10 protein-coding genes and 1 pseudogene are annotated in these 15,628 nt (G+C 73.1%); 6 read left to right on the forward strand and 5 right to left on the reverse strand.

Annotation, left to right across the window (positions count from 1 at the left end):
• Positions 1-257 precede the first annotated feature (257 nt).
• The 4 genes from AB0C04_RS11430 to mce form a co-directional block, all read right to left on the reverse strand.
• Positions 258-2,492, reverse strand: a complete 2,235-nt coding sequence (locus tag AB0C04_RS11430) for a hypothetical protein (RefSeq protein ID WP_357051794.1) — start codon at positions 2,490-2,492, stop codon at positions 258-260.
• A gap of 176 nt (positions 2,493-2,668) precedes the next feature.
• A complete protein-coding gene (locus AB0C04_RS11435) occupies positions 2,669-3,934 on the reverse strand; it encodes a cell division protein DivIVA (RefSeq protein WP_357051797.1) in 1,266 nt (421 codons plus the stop codon).
• Between the two features lie 388 nt (positions 3,935-4,322).
• Entirely contained in the window at positions 4,323-5,678 is a 1,356-nt protein-coding gene (ccrA, locus tag AB0C04_RS11440) for a crotonyl-CoA carboxylase/reductase (protein ID WP_357052256.1), read from the reverse strand.
• 242 nt (positions 5,679-5,920) lie between these two features.
• A complete protein-coding gene (mce, locus tag AB0C04_RS11445; protein WP_357051800.1) occupies positions 5,921-6,394 on the reverse strand; it encodes a methylmalonyl-CoA epimerase in 474 nt (157 codons plus the stop codon).
• A gap of 62 nt (positions 6,395-6,456) precedes the next feature.
• Here mce and AB0C04_RS11450 point away from each other — a divergent pair, with 62 nt between their 5' ends.
• The 6 genes and pseudogenes from AB0C04_RS11450 to AB0C04_RS11475 all read left to right on the forward strand — a co-directional run.
• Positions 6,457-7,647 carry an acetyl-CoA C-acetyltransferase gene (locus AB0C04_RS11450; RefSeq protein ID WP_350871866.1) on the forward strand — a complete coding sequence of 397 codons (1,191 nt, stop codon included), beginning with the start codon at positions 6,457-6,459 and terminating at the stop codon, positions 7,645-7,647.
• A gap of 65 nt (positions 7,648-7,712) precedes the next feature.
• Positions 7,713-8,648: a methylmalonyl Co-A mutase-associated GTPase MeaB gene (meaB, locus tag AB0C04_RS11455; RefSeq protein ID WP_357052259.1), complete on the forward strand. Its 936-nt coding sequence runs from the start codon at positions 7,713-7,715 to the stop codon at positions 8,646-8,648.
• Positions 8,649-8,731: 83 nt separating this feature from the next.
• Positions 8,732-9,145, forward strand: coding sequence for an Asp23/Gls24 family envelope stress response protein (locus AB0C04_RS11460; protein WP_350871868.1), 414 nt, complete (start codon positions 8,732-8,734; stop codon positions 9,143-9,145).
• A 94-nt stretch (positions 9,146-9,239) separates the two neighbouring features.
• Entirely contained in the window at positions 9,240-10,928 is a 1,689-nt protein-coding gene (locus tag AB0C04_RS11465; RefSeq protein ID WP_357051805.1) for a methylmalonyl-CoA mutase family protein, read from the forward strand.
• A 102-nt stretch (positions 10,929-11,030) separates the two neighbouring features.
• On the forward strand, positions 11,031-11,939 hold the full coding sequence (locus AB0C04_RS11470) for a tetratricopeptide repeat protein (RefSeq protein ID WP_357051808.1): 909 nt from the start codon (positions 11,031-11,033) through the stop codon (positions 11,937-11,939).
• An 84-nt stretch (positions 11,940-12,023) separates the two neighbouring features.
• Positions 12,024-12,959: pseudogene (locus AB0C04_RS11475) on the forward strand (arginase family protein); the annotation flags it as partial.
• Between the two features lie 605 nt (positions 12,960-13,564).
• Here the strand turns inward: AB0C04_RS11475 and AB0C04_RS11480 are convergent.
• Positions 13,565-15,529, reverse strand: coding sequence for a penicillin-binding transpeptidase domain-containing protein (locus AB0C04_RS11480; protein ID WP_357051811.1), 1,965 nt, complete (start codon positions 15,527-15,529; stop codon positions 13,565-13,567).
• Positions 15,530-15,628: the final 99 nt, after the last annotated feature.

A 15,628-nucleotide genomic window follows, 5' to 3' on the forward strand; every position in this document is an offset into this window, starting at 1 on the left:
GTCCTCCGGCGAATCCGGCGGCCTGGCCGCCCCATTCCGTCCAGCCGGCCCACGCCGGCCTTTCGGCCCTGCCCGGGAGACTACTGGCCGCCCGCCCAGCCAGCCGACCCGCTTCCGCCTCGCAGCATGTCGAACCTGGAGTTCGGCTGGGCACCGGATGTCATCTTGAGCGTGATACCGCTGAGGCATAAAGATGACTCAGCGGTATCACGCTCGGAGACAACGAAGCTCCCCTCGCCGAAGCGGGTCGCCCGCGGTCAGTCCTTCTCGACGGTGACGGTGCTGGGCTTGGCGGCGCGCTCGTCGGTGGTCGGCTTGCTGGGCCGCTTACCGTTCTCACCGGTGCTGGTGATCTTCGTGGGGGTGGCGCCCCGACCGCCCTCGCCGGGCACCGCGGCCACCGTCGGCTCGCCGTCCACGGCCGCGCCGGAGGCGCCGTCGTCCACCGTGGTCACCGGCTCCGCCACCGGCCGGGCCTTCGACTCGCCGGCCCCCTCCGGTGCCGGTTCGCCCTCGGCGGTGGCCGGCTCCGCCGTCGCGCCGGCGGTGCCGGCGCCGCCGCCGGGCTGCGCCGTCGTGGCGCCCGGCTGGGCCGTGCTGTCGGCGGACTTCGCCGTCGCCCCGACCGGCTGGCCGGCGCCCGGCTCCGCCTTCGGGTCACCCGATCGGGTGCCGGCCGGCTTGGCCGTCGGGTCGGCGCTCTTACCCCGCCCGGGTTCGACCGGCCGGGCCGCCACGGCCGGTCCGGCGGCCGACGCGGGGCCGACGGTTCCCGCCGGGGCCGGTGACGTCGGTCCGTCGGTGCCGCCCGGCCCGGTGGCGCCCTGCATCCGCACCTCGGTGAGCTGCCGCTGGACGTCGTCGAACTCCTGCCGGGACTTCCAGGTCTCCTGCCGCAGGTCGGCGAGCTGCTGCTGGGCCTGGGCGATCTCCAGCATCACCTGGGCGAGCTGCTGCCGGCCGGCTGCCGCCTCCTGCTGGGTCGCGGCCAGGTGCTGCTGGGTGGTGGCCAGGTGCTGCTGAGTCGTCGCCGCGTACTCCTCGAACTGCCGCCGGGACGTGGCGACGTGCTCGTCGGCCGTGCGGCGCTTCTCGGCCGACTCCGTCTCAGCCTGGCGCAGCAGTTCGGTGGACTGCTCCTCGGCCTGCTGCCGCAGGGTGGCGGCGTCCCGCTCGGCGGTCTGCCGGATCTGGTCGGCGCCCTGCTCGATCTCGTTCTTGCGGGCCGTGTACTCGGCCTCCAGCTGGTCCCGCCGGGAGGTGAAGGTGGACTCCAGCTCCTGCTTCCGGCTGGCGTAACCCGTCTCCAGCTCCTTCTGCCGGCCGGTGAAGCCGTTCTCCAGCTCCTGCTGGCGGGCGGTGTACTTCTTCTCCAGCTCGTCGCGGCGCTTGGCGAACTCCTGCTCGGCGGCGGCGCGGCGCTGAGCCAGCTCGCGGTCGGCGGCCTCCCGGCGGGAGTTCACCTCCTGCTCCACCCCGGCCCGCCAGGCGCCCAGCTCCTGCTGGGTCTGCGCCCGCGCCTGCTGCACGTACGCCTCGGTCTCGGTGCGCATCCGCTGGACGTACGCCTCGGTCTCGGTGCGGTTGCGCTTGGCCGACTCGGCCGCCTGGGTGGTGAGCCGCTCCGCTTCCTGCTGAGCCTTGGCCCGGGTGGCCCGGCCGGCCATCGACGCGTCGTCGATGATCTGCTTGGCCTCCCGCTGCGCCTTGGCGTGGGTGGCCCGCCCGGCCTCGGTCGCCTGGTCGACGAGTCGCTTGGCTTCCTGCTGGGCGCTGGCGTGCACCTCCTTGGCGGCGTCGCGCAGCTGGGTCGCCTCCTGCTGCGCCTTGGCCAGCGTCTCCCGGGCGGCCTCGCGCAGCTTCGTGGACTCCTGCTGGGCCCGGGTGTGGATTTCCTTGGCCGTCTCCCGCAGCTGGGTGGCCTCCTGCTGTGCCCGGGCCAACTCGTCCTGCGCGGTCCGGCGCAGCTTCGCAGCCTCCTCCTTGGCCGACCGCAGCGCGGCCTCCGACTCGACCCGGCGGGCGGCGCTCAGCCGCTCCTCCTCCGCGCGTCGGGCGGCGAGGGCGATCTCGAAGTCCTTCAGCGCCTTCGCAGCCTGCTCGCGAGCATCCTCGATGATGTGCTCGGCGGCGGCCCGGCGAGACTCGATCTCCTGGTTGGCGGCGCTGACGATCTCGTCGGCCTGCTCCTCGGCCATGGTGAGGATCTGCTCGACCCGGGGGCCGAGGTGCCGGAACGAGGCGCGGTCCACCACCCCGACCTGCTTGCGCACCTGGGCGAGATCCCGCTGGAGCACCTCGACCTGGCCGGCCAGCTTGTGGATCTGTGTGTACGCCTGTTCCCGTTCCGCCGCGAGGGTCGTGATCTCGTGTTCCGCGCGGGCGACGTAGCGGTCGACCTGCTTCTTCTCGTATCCCCGCAGAGCGGACTCGAAGCTGGGCTCCGTTGCCACGTCCCCGCCGAGTGCGAACAGTTCCTCGCCGTGCGACATGCCCCCATCCTCACACGCATCGGCCTCTGCTGGGGCGATACGGACGCCCCTCTTGGGAGCTACTTCACTCCGGTCGCGCCGACGGCTACGTAGGGTCGGGAAACGCGTACGGCGCGGGGCGGCACCGGTCGTCCGGTGCCGCCCCGCGCCGTGTCATGCCCCGGCCTGGCGATGGGTCAGCTGGCCGTCTCCGCGGCCACCTTGCCGCCGTCGGCCTTGTCGGCCTCCGGCTTGGCGGCCGCGGCGGGAGCGGCCTGCGCGGGCGGCACGCCCGGGACGATGCCGGCGAGCCCGGAGAGCATCTGACCGAGCTGCGAGGTGACCGCGTCCTTCTGCCGGGTGAGGTCCTCGACCTCGCGGCGGGCCGCCTGCGTGGTCAGCTCCGCCTCGGTGCGCGCCTCGTTGAGCAGGCGCTGCGACTCGCTCTTCGCCTCGTTGAGGGTCTTCTCCGAGAGCGCCTTGGCCTTCTCCACCGTCTCGACAGCGGTGCGCTCCGACTCGACCCGGCGGGCCTCGGCGCGCTGCTCGATCTCCTTCGCCCGCTCCTGGGCGGCCCGGGCCCGCTGCTCGGCCTCGCTGACCAGCTTCTGGGTCTGCGCCACCTGCGCGGCGTGCCGCTCGGACTCCTCGCGCTCGGCCTTCTCGCGGCGCTCGGCGAGCTGCAGCTCCAGGGCCTGCAGGTCCTTGTCGCGCTTGTCGCGGGCGTCGGTGAGCAGCTTCGTCGCCTCGGCGCGCTTCTCCTCGGCCTCGCGAGCGGCCTTGGCCCGCTGCTGGGTGATCTCACGCTCGGCGGTGGCCCGGAGGGTGGCCACCTCCCGCTCGACGGTGGACTTCAGCTCGGCCACCTCGTGCGCGGTGACCGTACGCAGCTGCTTGGTCTCGCGGTCGGCGTCGGCGCGCAGCGTGTCGGCCTCCCGTCGGGCCTGGACGCGGACCTCCGCCGCCTCCCGCTCGGCGGCGGTGCGCAGGTTGCCCGCCTCCCGCTCGGCGGTGGCCTTCATCGCGGCGGCCTCGGCGCGGGCCTTGTCGGTGATCTCACGCGCCTCGAGGCGGGCGGCGGAGAGGATGCCCTCCGACTCGCGCTTCGCCTCGTTGCGGTGGTCGTTGGCCTGCTCCTCGGCCAGCCGGAGGATCTGCTCGACGCGGGTGCCGAGGCCGGAGAGGGTCGGCCGGCTGTTCTCCTCGAGCTGCTTGTTGGTCTCGGCGAGCTTCTGCTCCAGCGCGCTCATGCGCTGCTCGGCCTGGCGGAGCCGACGCTGTGCGTCGTTCATCCGCTGTTCGGCCTCGGCACGGGCCTGCTCGGACTGGGTCAGCGCGGCGGTCAGCCGACCGATGAAGTCATCGACCTGTCCGACGTTGTAGCCGCGCAGGCCAACGGTGAAGTCGGGTTGCGAGTTCGCGTTATCGAAGAACGCGAGAGGGGAGGACTGCTGCTGGGGCATTGGGACATACTGGCAGACGCCCCAGGGTGCTTCGCAAGAGCGGTGCGCAGCTTTCGGGTCCTCTTTACATGGTCAACATCGTCGGGTCGGTTCGCCGGACCAAACGCCGATCTTGGCAGCTCCCGGTGCAGGCCGGACGGTGCCGAGTGCGGCACGAAAAAGGGCCGCGAGAGCAGCTCGCGGCCCTTTGTCCGGCTCCGGTGGAGATCACTCGAATGGGTCTTCGGCGACCCCTGCGAAAGGCAATCGGGTTCACCGGATTGGTCATCCGGCGCTCCTCCGGACGGCCCGCCCGGCACCGGCCGCGTGACCGCGCCAGGCCTGGACGGCCCGCCGCCCCGGCGGGCTGTCCAGCCCGGACGTTCGCCGCCGCCGGGACGGACGGCGGTCAGTGACCGCGGAACCGGTTGATCGCCGTCTCGTGCCGGGCCCGCAGCTCCGGGTCGCGTACCCCCAGGCCGTCGCGCGGCGCGAGGCAGCGTACGCCCACCTTGCCCTGGTGGGCGTTGCGGTGCACCTCGTACGCGGCCTGGCCGGTCTGCTCCAGCGGGTACGTCCGGGACACGGTCGGGTGCACCTTGCCCAGCGCCACCAGCCGGTTGGCCTGCCACGCCTCGTGGTAGTTGGCGAAGTGGCTGCCGACGATCCGCTTCAGGTGCATCCAGAGGTAGCGGTTGTCGTACTGGTGCTGGTAGCCGCTGGTGGAGGCGCAGGTGACGATGGTGCCGCCGCGCCGGGCGACGTAGACGCTGGCGCCGAACGTCTCCCGCCCGGGGTGCTCGAAGACGATGTCCGGGTCCTCGCCGCCGGTCAGCTCGCGGATCCGCTCACCGAAGCGCCGCCACTCGTCCTGATCCTGGGTCTGCTCGTCGGACCAGAAGCGGAACCCCTCGGCCGCCCGGTCGATGACCAGCTCGGCGCCCATCTGCCGGCACAGCTCGGCCTTCTCCGGCGAGGAGACCACACAGACCGGGATGGCTCCGCCGTTCAGCGCCATCTGGGTGGCGTAGCCGCCGAGCCCACCGGAGGCGCCCCAGATCAGCACCACGTCGCCCTGCTTCATGTTCGCCCCGTGGTGCGACACGAGCTGCCGGTAAGCGGTCGAGTTGACCAACCCGGGACTGGCCGCCTCCTCCCAGCTGAGGTGCCGCGGCTTCGGCATCAGCTGGTTGGCCTTGACCACGGCCAGTTCGGCGAGGCCGCCGAAGTTGGTCTCGAAGCCCCAGATCCGCTGCTGCGGGTCGAGCATCGTGTCGTCGTGACCGGCCGCGTCCTCCAGCTCCACCGAGAGACAGTGCGCGACGACCTCGTCGCCGGCCTGCCACCGGGTCACCCCGGGGCCGGTACGCAGCACCACGCCGGCCGCGTCCGAGCCGACCACGTGGTACGGCAGGTCGTGCCGGCGGGTCAGCTCGGAGAGCCGGCCGTAGCGCTGGAGGAACTTGAAGGTGGGCAGCGGCTCGAAGATGCTGGTCCAGACGGTGTTGTAGTTGATCGCGCTGGCCATCACCGCGACCAGCGCCTCGCCCGGGCCGAGCTCCGGCGTCGGGACCTCCTGGACGTGCAGCGCCTTGCGCGGGTCCTTGTCCCGGGTCGCCATCCCGTCGAACATCCGGGCCTCCTCGGCGCGTACGACCACGCCCCGGTAGCTCTCCGGCACCGGCAGGTCGGCGAGCCGGGCGAGTTCGCGGTCGGGGTCGCTCGACTCGTCCGCCGCCATGATCGCTTCGAGGATGTCCTGCACGGTGACCTCCCGTTCGTCGGCACCCGCGCGTACGGGTCTGGGTGCTGCCATCGTCGGCGCCGGTGCGACCGGCCGCCATGTCGGCAACCGACACATCGGGCGCCGGTCGGGCTCCTGTGGCGCGGACGTTACTGAACGGTAGCTAGGGCGGGAAGCCCTCTGTGAAAAACTGCATCGGCCGATGCGTGAAGGTGCCCGGGTGAACGTTGAACCGCGCACCGACGTGCGCACCGGCCGATGTCTCAGTGCCCGGCGGCCGGCTCGACCAACTCGACCAGGACACCGCCGGCGTCCTTCGGGTGCACGAAGTTGATCCGGGAGTTCGCGGTGCCGCGCCGTGGCGTCTCGTAGAGCAGCCGCATCCCGCGCTCGCGCAGCGCCGCGCAGGCCGCGTCGATGTCCACGACGGTGTACGCGACCTGCTGCACGCCGGGGCCGTTGCGGTCCAGGAACTTCGCGATGGTGCTCTCCGGGGTGAGCGGGGCGAGCAGTTGCAGGCAGCCGCCGTCAATGCTCGGGCCGACGGCCAGCATCGCCTCCCGGACGCCCTGTTCGGTGTTGGTCTCGGTGTGCACGCAGCGCATGCCGAACGTCCGCTGGTAGAAGTCGATCGCGGCGTCCAGGTCGGCCACGGCGATGCCGACGTGGTCGATTCGGCGCAGCCCGATGTCTGTGACGTGTTCCGCAGCGGGCTCGGCGGGGGAGTTCTCGGTCATGGCGCTAGTCTGGCCGAACAATCGTTAAGGCGTACAGGTCGGCACCCCCCTCGGAGGCAGGTATGGCTTCGGTGATCGTCAGCGGCGCACGCACCCCCATGGGGCGGCTGCTGGGCAACCTCAAGGACCTCCCGGCCACGAAGCTCGGCGGCATCGCCATCAAGGCGGCCCTGGAGCGGGCCGGTGTCAGCCCCGACCAGGTCCAGTACGTGATCATGGGACAGGTGCTGCAGGCCGGCGCCGGCCAGATCCCGGCCCGCCAGGCGGCCGTCGAGGCCGGCGTGCCGATGTCCGTGCCGGCGTTGACCATCAACAAGGTCTGCCTCTCCGGCCTGGACGCGATCGCCCTCGCCGACCAGTTGATCCGGGCCGGCGAGTTCGACATCGTCGTGGCCGGCGGCATGGAGTCGATGACCAACGCCCCGCACCTGCTGCTCGGCCAGCGCGCCGGCTACAAGTACGGCGACGTGGTGATCAAGGACCACATGGCGCTGGACGGGCTCACCGACGCCTGGGACTGCTGCTCGATGGGCGAGTCCACCGAACGGCTCGGCGCTAAGCACGGCATCAGCCGCGAGGAGCAGGACGCCTTCGCCGCGGCCAGCCACCAGCGCGCCGCCGCCGCGCAGAAGAACGGCCACTTCGCCGACGAGATCACCCCGGTGGTCATTCCGCAGCGCAAGGGCGACCCGCTGGTGATCAGCGAGGACGAGGGGATCCGGCCGGACACCACCGCCGAGTCGCTGGCCAAGCTGCGTCCGGCCTTCACCAAGGACGGCACCATCACCGCCGGCAGCTCCTCGCCGATCTCGGACGGCGCCGCCGCGGTGGTGGTGATGAGCAAGGCCAAGGCGAAGGAGCTGGGGCTGACCTGGCTGGCCGAGGTCGGCGCGCACGGCAACGTCGCGGGCCCGGACAACTCCCTGCACTCGCAGCCGTCGAACGCGATCCTGCACGCCCTGCGCAAGGCCGGGCTGGGCGTCGCCGACCTCGACCTCATCGAGATCAACGAGGCGTTCGCCCAGGTCGGCATCCAGTCCACCCGGGAGCTGGGTATCAGCCCGGAGAAGGTCAACGTCAACGGTGGGGCCATCGCGCTGGGCCATCCGATCGGCATGTCCGGCGCGCGGCTGGTGCTCACCCTCGCGCTGGAGCTCAAGCGCCGCGGCGGCGGCACCGGCGCGGCCGCGCTCTGCGGCGGCGGCGGGCAGGGCGACGCGCTGGTCATCCACGTTCCGGCAGCCGGCGAGTGAGCGAAGTCGTGGCGAACGCCCCGGTTGCGGCCACCGGCTCGGTGCGGCGCAGCCGGGACGTACCCATGCTGGTCGAGCGGGCCCGCGCGGGGGATCCCCGCGCGGTGGCCCGGCTGATCACCCTGGTGGAGAACGGCGACGAGGTGCTGCGCGACGTCGCCGCGGCGCTGGCGCCGTACGCCGGTCAGGCCCAGGTGGTCGGGCTGACCGGCTCACCGGGGGTGGGCAAGTCCACGACCACCAACGAACTGGTCCGGGCGCTGCGGGCGCGCGGGCACCGGGTCGGCGTGCTGGCGGTCGACCCGTCCAGCCCGTTCACCGGCGGCGCGATCCTCGGCGACCGGGTGCGGATGCAGGACCACGCCACCGACCCGGGCGTCTACATCCGCTCGATGTCCAGCCGGGGCCACCTCGGCGGGCTGGCCGCGACCACCCCGCAGGCGGTGCGGGTGCTGGAGGGCGCCGGCTGCGACGTGGTGCTGGTGGAGACCGTCGGGGTCGGGCAGGCCGAGGTCGAGGTGGCCTCGCTGGCCGACACCACGCTGGTGCTGCTCGCCCCGGGCATGGGCGACGCCATCCAGGCGGTCAAGGCCGGCATCCTGGAGATCGCGGACGTCTTCGTGATCAACAAGGCCGACCGGGACGGCGCCGACGCCACCGTCCGCGACATCCAGGGCATGATCGCCCTGGGTGAGCGCGCGCCGGGGCAGTGGCGGCCGCAGGTGGTGCGGTCGGTCGCCGCCCGCGGCGAGGGGATCGACGACATCGCCGCGGCCATCGACAAGCACCGCGGTTGGCTGGTCGAGCACGGCGAGCTGCGCCGCCGCCAGGAGGCGCGGGCCGCCGCCGAGATCGAGGCGATCGCGCTCGGCGTGCTCCGCGACCGGATCGGCTGGCTGCGCGACGGTACGGAGCTGCCGTCGCTCGCCGCCAAGGTGGCCGAGGGGGCGATCGACCCGTACGCGGCGGCCGACGAGCTGCTCGCCCAGCTCGGCGCCTGACCGGTCCACTGCGGACCCGCCCGCCTAGTACGCTCGCACCGCGCCACGGATCCGTGGGGCGGTGCGACGGTTTTGGGGAGACCATGGCTGACGAGGCGACGCAGGAGCTGTCGGTGACGCCGCAGGCGGTGGCGGGCGGTACGACGTCCGTCTCCGACGAGGTGGTGGAGAAGATCGCGGTCGCCGCCGCCCGGTCGGTGCCCGGGGTGACCGAGCTGGGTGGCGACGTGGCCCGGTTCTTCAACGCGGTCCTCGACAAGGTCGGCCTGGACCAGGTCGGCGACGCCCGGCGCGGCTGCTCGGCGCACGTCACCAACGGCGCAGCGGTGATCAACCTGGTCATCGTGATCGAGGCCGGCCGGACGGTGCCCGAGGTGACCGAGGCGGTCCGGGTGGCGGTGACCGCGGCGGTCGAGGCGTACGGGCTGCGGGTGGACGAGGTCAACCTGCGGGTCGACGACGTGGCGCTGGGTGGCCCGGCCGCGCCGACGGCCTGATCAGGTTACCCGCCGGTACCAGCTTACTTAGCGATCGTTCAGGAAGGGGCTCTACACTCGACGTGCAGTCGAGGACTCGAGGAGGAGCCCCGCTATGAACGCCGACGAGATCGCCGCCGGACGGGCCCGCTGGCAGGCCCGGTACGACGCCGCGCGCAAGCGGGACGCGGACTTCACCACCCTCTCGGGGATGACCGTGGACCCGGTCTACGGGCCGCCCGAGGGGGTCGCCCACCCGGGCTTCGAGCGGATCGGCTGGCCGGGCGAGTACCCGTACACCCGGGGGTTGTACCCGACCGGCTACCGGGGCCGGACCTGGACCATCCGGCAGTTCGCCGGCTTCGGCAACGCCCAGCAGACCAACGAGCGCTACAAGATGATCCTGGGCGCCGGCGGTGGCGGACTCTCCGTGGCGTTCGACATGCCGACCCTGATGGGCCGCGACTCGGACGACCCGCAGGCGCTCGGCGAGGTGGGGCACTGCGGCGTCGCCATCGACACCGCCGCCGACATGGAGGCGCTCTTCGACGGCATCGACCTGGCCGGCGTCACCACCTCCATGACCATCTCCGGCCCGGCGGTGCCGGTCTTCTGCATGTACCTCGTCGCCGCCGAGCGGCAGGGCGCCGACCTGTCCACCCTGGACGGGACGCTGCAGACCGACATCTTCAAGGAGTACATCGCGCAGAAGGAGTGGCTCTTCGACCCGGAGCCGCACCTGCGCCTGATCGGCGACCTGATGGAGTACTGCGCCCGGGAGATCCCGCGCTACAAGCCGCTCTCGGTCTCCGGCTACCACATCCGCGAGGCCGGCTCGACCGCCGCGCAGGAGTTGGCGTACACGCTGGCCGACGGGTTCGGCTACGTGGAGCTGGGGCTGAGCCGCGGGCTGGACGTCAACGTCTTCGCTCCCGGGCTGAGCTTCTTCTTCGACTCGCACGTCGACTTCTTCGAGGAGATCGCCAAGTTCCGGGCCGCGCGCCGGATCTGGGCCCGCTGGCTGCGCGATGTCTACGGCGCCACCAGCGAGAAGGCGCTCTGGCTGCGGTTCCACACCCAGACCGCCGGGGTGTCGCTGACCGCCCAGCAGCCGGTGAACAACGTGGTCCGCACCGCCGTCGAGGCGCTCGCCGCGGTGCTCGGCGGCACCAACTCGCTGCACACCAACGCGCTGGACGAGACCCTCGCGCTGCCGACCGACGAGTCCGCCGAGATCGCCCTGCGTACCCAGCAGGTGCTGATGGAGGAGACCGGGGTGGTCAACGTGGCGGACCCGCTCGGCGGCTCCTGGTACGTCGAGGCGCTCACCGACAAGATCGAGGCCGAGGCCGAGGAGATCTTCGCCCGGATCCGCCAGCTCGGTGGCGAGGGCCCGCACCAGATCGGCCCGATGACCTCCGGCATCCTGCGCGGCATCGAGGACGGCTGGTTCACCGGCCACATCGCCGAGTCCGCGTTCGTCTACCAGCAGGCGCTGGAGAAGGGCGACAAGAAGATCGTCGGGGTGAACTGCCACACCGGCACGGTCGCCAAGGACCTGGAGATCCTGCGCATCTCGCACGAGGTGGAGCTGGAGCAGCGGCGAATGCTGGCCGAGCGGAAGGACGGCCGGGACGACGCCGCGGTCCGGGCCGCCGTCGCCCGGATGATCGAGGTCAGCCGCACCGACGGGAACATGATCCCGGCCATGCTCGACGCCGTCCGCGCCGAGGCGACCCTGGGCGAGATCTGCGACGCGCTGCGTGCCGAGTGGGGCACCTACCGCGAGCCCGCCCGCTTCTGATCGGGGCGGGGCCGGAGGGGGCCGGTGAGCAGGGTGAGAACTGCAACTGTCGCCGTCGCGGTTGATCTGAGTTCGGCGAGGTCCGTGCGAGACTAGGTAACCATGAGCGACCCACGGATCACCTCGTCGATCTTCACCCGCGGCGCGGTCGACCTCAGCGCGCTGCGCACCCCTGCCCCGACCTCCACCCCGGCCCAGGCCGGTCCGCCCGCCGGCGCGCCGGGGGGCGCCGTCGGCGGCGGCGCCACGGTCATCGACGTGACCGAGGCGACCTTCCAGTCCGAGGTGCTGGAACGGTCGCTGACGACACCGGTCGTGATCGACTTCTGGGCCGAGTGGTGCGAGCCGTGCAAGCAGCTCTCCCCGGTGCTGGAGCGGCTGGCGGTCGAGGGCGGCGGGGCCTGGGTGCTCGCCAAGATCGACGTCGACGCCAACCCGCGGATCGCCCAGATGTTCCGGGTGCAGGGCATCCCGATGGTCTACGCGGTGGTCGGCGGCCAGCCGGTCGACGCCTTCTCCGGGGTGGTTCCCGAGGCGCAGCTGCGGCAGTGGATCCAGGCGGTGCTGAAGGCCGGCGGCGTCAGCGTCGCCGAGCCGGTCGACCCGCGCCTCGACGAGGCCGACGACGCCCTGATGAGCGGCGACCTGGACGCCGCCGAGCGGGCGTACCGGAAGATCCTGGCCGACGCACCGGCGGACGCCGCGGCCGAGGCCGGGCTGGCCCAGGTCGGCCTGGCCCGCCGGGTCGCCGGCGCCGACCCGCGGGCGGCGCTCACCGCCGCCGAGGCCAACCCCGACGACGTCGACGCCCAGCTGCTGGCCGCCGACATCGAGGTGCTCAGCGGCCTTGCCGAGCAGGCCTACAAGCGCCTGGTCGGTGTGGTCCGCCGCACCGCGGGCGACGAGCGCGAGAAGGTACGCCAGCACCTGGTCGGCCTCTTCACCATGGCCGGTCCGGACGACCCAGCGGTCGCCTCGGCCCGGCGGGCCCTCGCCAGCGCCCTGTTCTGAGCAACGACACGGTTCCGAGCACGTAGCACGCCAGCGCGGGCCGGCGTTCCGGCCGGCCCGCCCGACCACCGAGGACGGGAGCCCATGATGCGCCGGATCGCCGTCCTCGACGCGCCGACAAACCTTGGTCTGCGCCCACCCACGCCCAGCTCCGTGCCCGGCTGCGCCAAGGCCCCCGGCGCGCTGCGCGACCAGGACCTGCTGGCCCGGTTGCGGGCCCGCGACGCGGGCTGCGTCACCGCGCCACGGTACGACCCGGGCGACTGGCGACCCGGCGACGGCGTCTGCCACGCCCGGGAGATCGCGGACTACTCCGCGGCGCTCGCCGAGCGGATCGGATCGATCATCGATCGTGGCGAGTTTCCGCTGGTGCTCGGGGGCGACTGCTCCGTCCTGATCGGTTCGGCGCTGGCCATGCACCGGCTCGGTGAGGCGGTCGGCGGCCGGATCGGGCTGGTCTTCGTCGACGGGCACTCCGACTTCCGGCACCCGGGCAACGCCTCGTACGTGGGTGCGGCCGCCGGCGAGGACCTCGCCCTGGTCACCGGCCGGGGGCAGGCCGACCTGGCCGCGATCGAGGGGCGCCGGCCGTACTTCCGGGACATCGACGTGGTGGTGCTCGGCATCCGCGCGCAGGACGAGTACCGCCTCGACCTGCAGGCCGCCGGAATCACCACCCGGCCGGTGCCGGCGCTGCGCGCCGAGGGCGCCGCGCGCACCGCCCAGTGGGCGCACGAGCAGCTCGCCGACTGCGCCGGCTACTGGGTGCACATCGACGTGGACGTGCTGGACCCGGCGGTGATGCCGGCGGTGGACGCCCCCGACCCGGGCGGCATCGCCTTCGCCGAGCTGGAGATCCTGCTCGCCGGGCTGGTGGACACCCCGCACTGCCTCGGCGTGGAGCTGACCGTCTTCGACCCCGACTACGACCCCGACGGCACCTACGCCGCCGAGATCGTCAACACCGTGGTGGCCGGGCTGGCCCCGGTGACCGCGCCGGAGGCGGTGCCGCCCCGGCTGCTCCCGGGCCCGTCGGCCGCGCCCGGACCGCGTCGTGGCAACGGCCGCCCGGCCGTTCCCGCCGCGATCCCGCCGGCCCCGGCCACCGTGCGCCCGGTTGTCGAGGCGGACGAGCGGGACGCGGACGGCGCCGGTGCGGTGGCGCCGACCGCTCCGCGCGGTGCCCTCGGCGTGCTGACCGGGGAGCCGGCCGGGCTGGAGCCGGTCGGCCCGCCGGCCGCGGCCGGCCCGGGCCTGCTGCGCCGGGCTCCATCCGCCGCCGCGCCCGCTGCGGCTTCCGCGCCCGGCCCGCTCCCCGGCCCGGTTCCCGCGCAGGGGAGCGGGCCGGAAGGCCCGCTCCCGCCGGCCGATGACGACGACGACACGCCCCGCACCGCCGCCGGCATCGCCTGACCGCCGCCGGGCGGGGGGCCCGGACCGATGGGTGCCGCCGCGCCCTGTCGAACTGCTCCATATTTGAGACTGCCGGACCGCCGCGCGCGATCCCGTGCGGTGGAACGTGGTCCGTTTGGAGCTGATGTCACAAACGACTCAGCTCCAACACCTCCCCGTCCCAGGCCCTCGCCATCGACAGCGCTGCCGAATGAGTCGGGCGGGTCGCTGGGTCAGCGGGGCAGGGCGCGGAGGAAGCGCTCGCTGATCGGGACGGCGGAGGCGGCGCTGGAGCCGCCCTGCTCGACGAAGACGGCGAACGCCACGTCGCCCCGCCAGCCGACGAACCAGGCGTGGGTGTGCGCCGGGTTGTTGTCGTACTCGGCGGTGCCGGTCTTGCCGTGGACGGGGTCGCCGGGGACGTCCTTCAACGAGCTGCCGGTGCCGGCCGTGACCACCTCGCGCATCATCGCCCGTACCGCCTCGACCGACTCCGGCTTGAGGTCCGGTCCGGCGGCCGCCGGCGCGGCCGGGGCCGGGTCCAGCAGCAGCTTCGGCTGCTCGAAGCGCCCCCGGGCGACGGCCGCGGTGGCGCCGGCCATGGCCAGCGGGCTGACCACGGTGGTGCCCTGCCCGAACGCCGCGGCGGCCTGTTCGGCCCCGGACCCGTTCACCGAGACCTTGCCGCTGAACGCGTCGACGCCGACGTCCCACTTCGCCTCCAGGCCCAGCGAACGGCCGGCGACGGCCAGCCCGTCGCCGCCCAGCTTCGGCGCAAGGGCGGCGAAGGCGGTGTTGCAGGACTTGGCGAAGTCGGTGCGGAACGGCACCCGACCGAGCGCGAAATTGTCGGAGTTCTTGAACGACCGACCCTCCACCGTGAAGGTCTTCGGGCAGTCGACGGTCGCGTCCGGCGTCACGGCGCCCTTGTCGAGCAGGCCGAGCGCGCTCACCATCTTGAACGTCGAGCCGGGCGGGACCTGGGCGGTGAAGGCCAGGTTCTCACCGGCCGGGCCGGGGCCGTTCGCGGCGGCGAGCACGGCGCCGTCGCTGATCCGCACCGCCACCAGGGCGGCCCGCCGCTTCTCGGCACGCAGCGCCGAGTCGGCCGCGTTCTGGACGGCCACGTCGAGGGTGGTCTTCACCGCCTGCCCGGGCTCGGGGGCGTGGTGGAACACCTCGGTGCCGGTCGGCACCAGCTTGCCGTCCTCGCCCGGCCGCTCGATGAGCACGGTCAGCCCGGGCTTTCCGCGTAGCCGGTCGTCGTAGCGGCCCTGCAGGCCGCCGTGGCCGACCAGGTCGCCGGCGGCGTACCGGTCCGGGTGCGCCGCCAGGTCGTCGGCCTGTGCGGGGTCGACCGAGCCGAGCAGCGCCCGGGCGAACTCGCGGGTGGGCGCCAGGTCGAGCTTCTCGGAGTGGAACTTCGTGCCCGACAGGTCGTAGATGCGCGGCTTGATCTGCCGGTACGCCTCCTCGCGCAACGTCACCACCTCGACGAACGCGCCCGGGTCGGCCTCGGCGAGCCGCTTGGGCAGGTCGGCGAGGTCGACGGCGGGCACCAGCGCCGGACGGATCGCCCGGAACGCCGCGTCGAGCTTTTCGACCAGCCCCTTGACGTCAGGTACCTGATTGGGCTGGATGCCCACCCGAACCACCGGCCGGGGCGCCACGATCGGCTGGCCGGCGCCGTCGAGCACCGCCGCCCGGGGACCGGCGTCCCGGCGCAGACCCAGCCGGTCACCCTTGGTGAGGTTCTCCTGCACCAGTTGCGGCTCCCAGATCACCTGCCACTGGTCGTCGCCGCCCCGGCTCAGCCGCACCTGCCGGTCGTACGCCCAGCGGGTGTCGCCGGGCAGGGCCCACTCCACCCGGATGCCTGCGGTGGCGGTGTTGGCGGTGATCTTCGGATCGCCCTGCCGGGTCAGCTTGGGCGGGGTGGCCGCCAGCTCGCCGGAGAGCTCCTTGAGCTGCTGGGTCACGTCGGCGGCCGGGATCTTGGCGCCGGTCGCGTCGACGAAGCCCACGGCTTGGAGGTCGCCCGTCCGCCAGCCGGCCAGGAAGGTGTCGACGCTGCGCTCCGGGCCGTCCTCGCCCGAGCAGCCGGTGAGCGCGCCGGCGGCGAGGACGGTGGCGGCGAGGGCGGCGAGTGGACGCCGGAATGAGTAGCGGTGGCGGCGTGGTGGGTACGACAGGTGCATGGAGCGAGTCCCTCCGATTTCGGGCTGCCCTGCACGGTAGTACGCGAACGCCGTCCCTATCGTCCCCGAACGGGAGCCGACGTGCGTAAAGACGGACCC

The sequence above is a fragment of the Micromonospora sp. NPDC048909 genome, assembly GCF_040649635.1.
GTDB lineage: Bacteria > Actinomycetota > Actinomycetes > Mycobacteriales > Micromonosporaceae > Micromonospora.

What these genes read in the sequence shown, in the direction of transcription:
- AB0C04_RS11430 (WP_357051794.1), bottom strand. Translation starts at nt 2,492, where the DNA reads ATGTCGCACGGCGAGGAACTGTTCGCACTCGGCGGGGACGTGGCAACG.
- AB0C04_RS11435 (WP_357051797.1), bottom strand. Translation starts at nt 3,934, where the DNA reads ATGCCCCAGCAGCAGTCCTCCCCTCTCGCGTTCTTCGATAACGCGAAC.
- mce (WP_357051800.1), bottom strand. Translation starts at nt 6,394, where the DNA reads ATGACCGAGAACTCCCCCGCCGAGCCCGCTGCGGAACACGTCACAGAC.
- AB0C04_RS11450 (WP_350871866.1), top strand. Translation starts at nt 6,457, where the DNA reads ATGGCTTCGGTGATCGTCAGCGGCGCACGCACCCCCATGGGGCGGCTG.
- meaB (WP_357052259.1), top strand. Translation starts at nt 7,713, where the DNA reads ATGCTGGTCGAGCGGGCCCGCGCGGGGGATCCCCGCGCGGTGGCCCGG.
- AB0C04_RS11460 (WP_350871868.1), top strand. Translation starts at nt 8,732, where the DNA reads ATGGCTGACGAGGCGACGCAGGAGCTGTCGGTGACGCCGCAGGCGGTG.
- AB0C04_RS11465 (WP_357051805.1), top strand. Translation starts at nt 9,240, where the DNA reads ATGAACGCCGACGAGATCGCCGCCGGACGGGCCCGCTGGCAGGCCCGG.
- AB0C04_RS11470 (WP_357051808.1), top strand. Translation starts at nt 11,031, where the DNA reads ATGAGCGACCCACGGATCACCTCGTCGATCTTCACCCGCGGCGCGGTC.
- AB0C04_RS11480 (WP_357051811.1), bottom strand. Translation starts at nt 15,529, where the DNA reads ATGCACCTGTCGTACCCACCACGCCGCCACCGCTACTCATTCCGGCGT.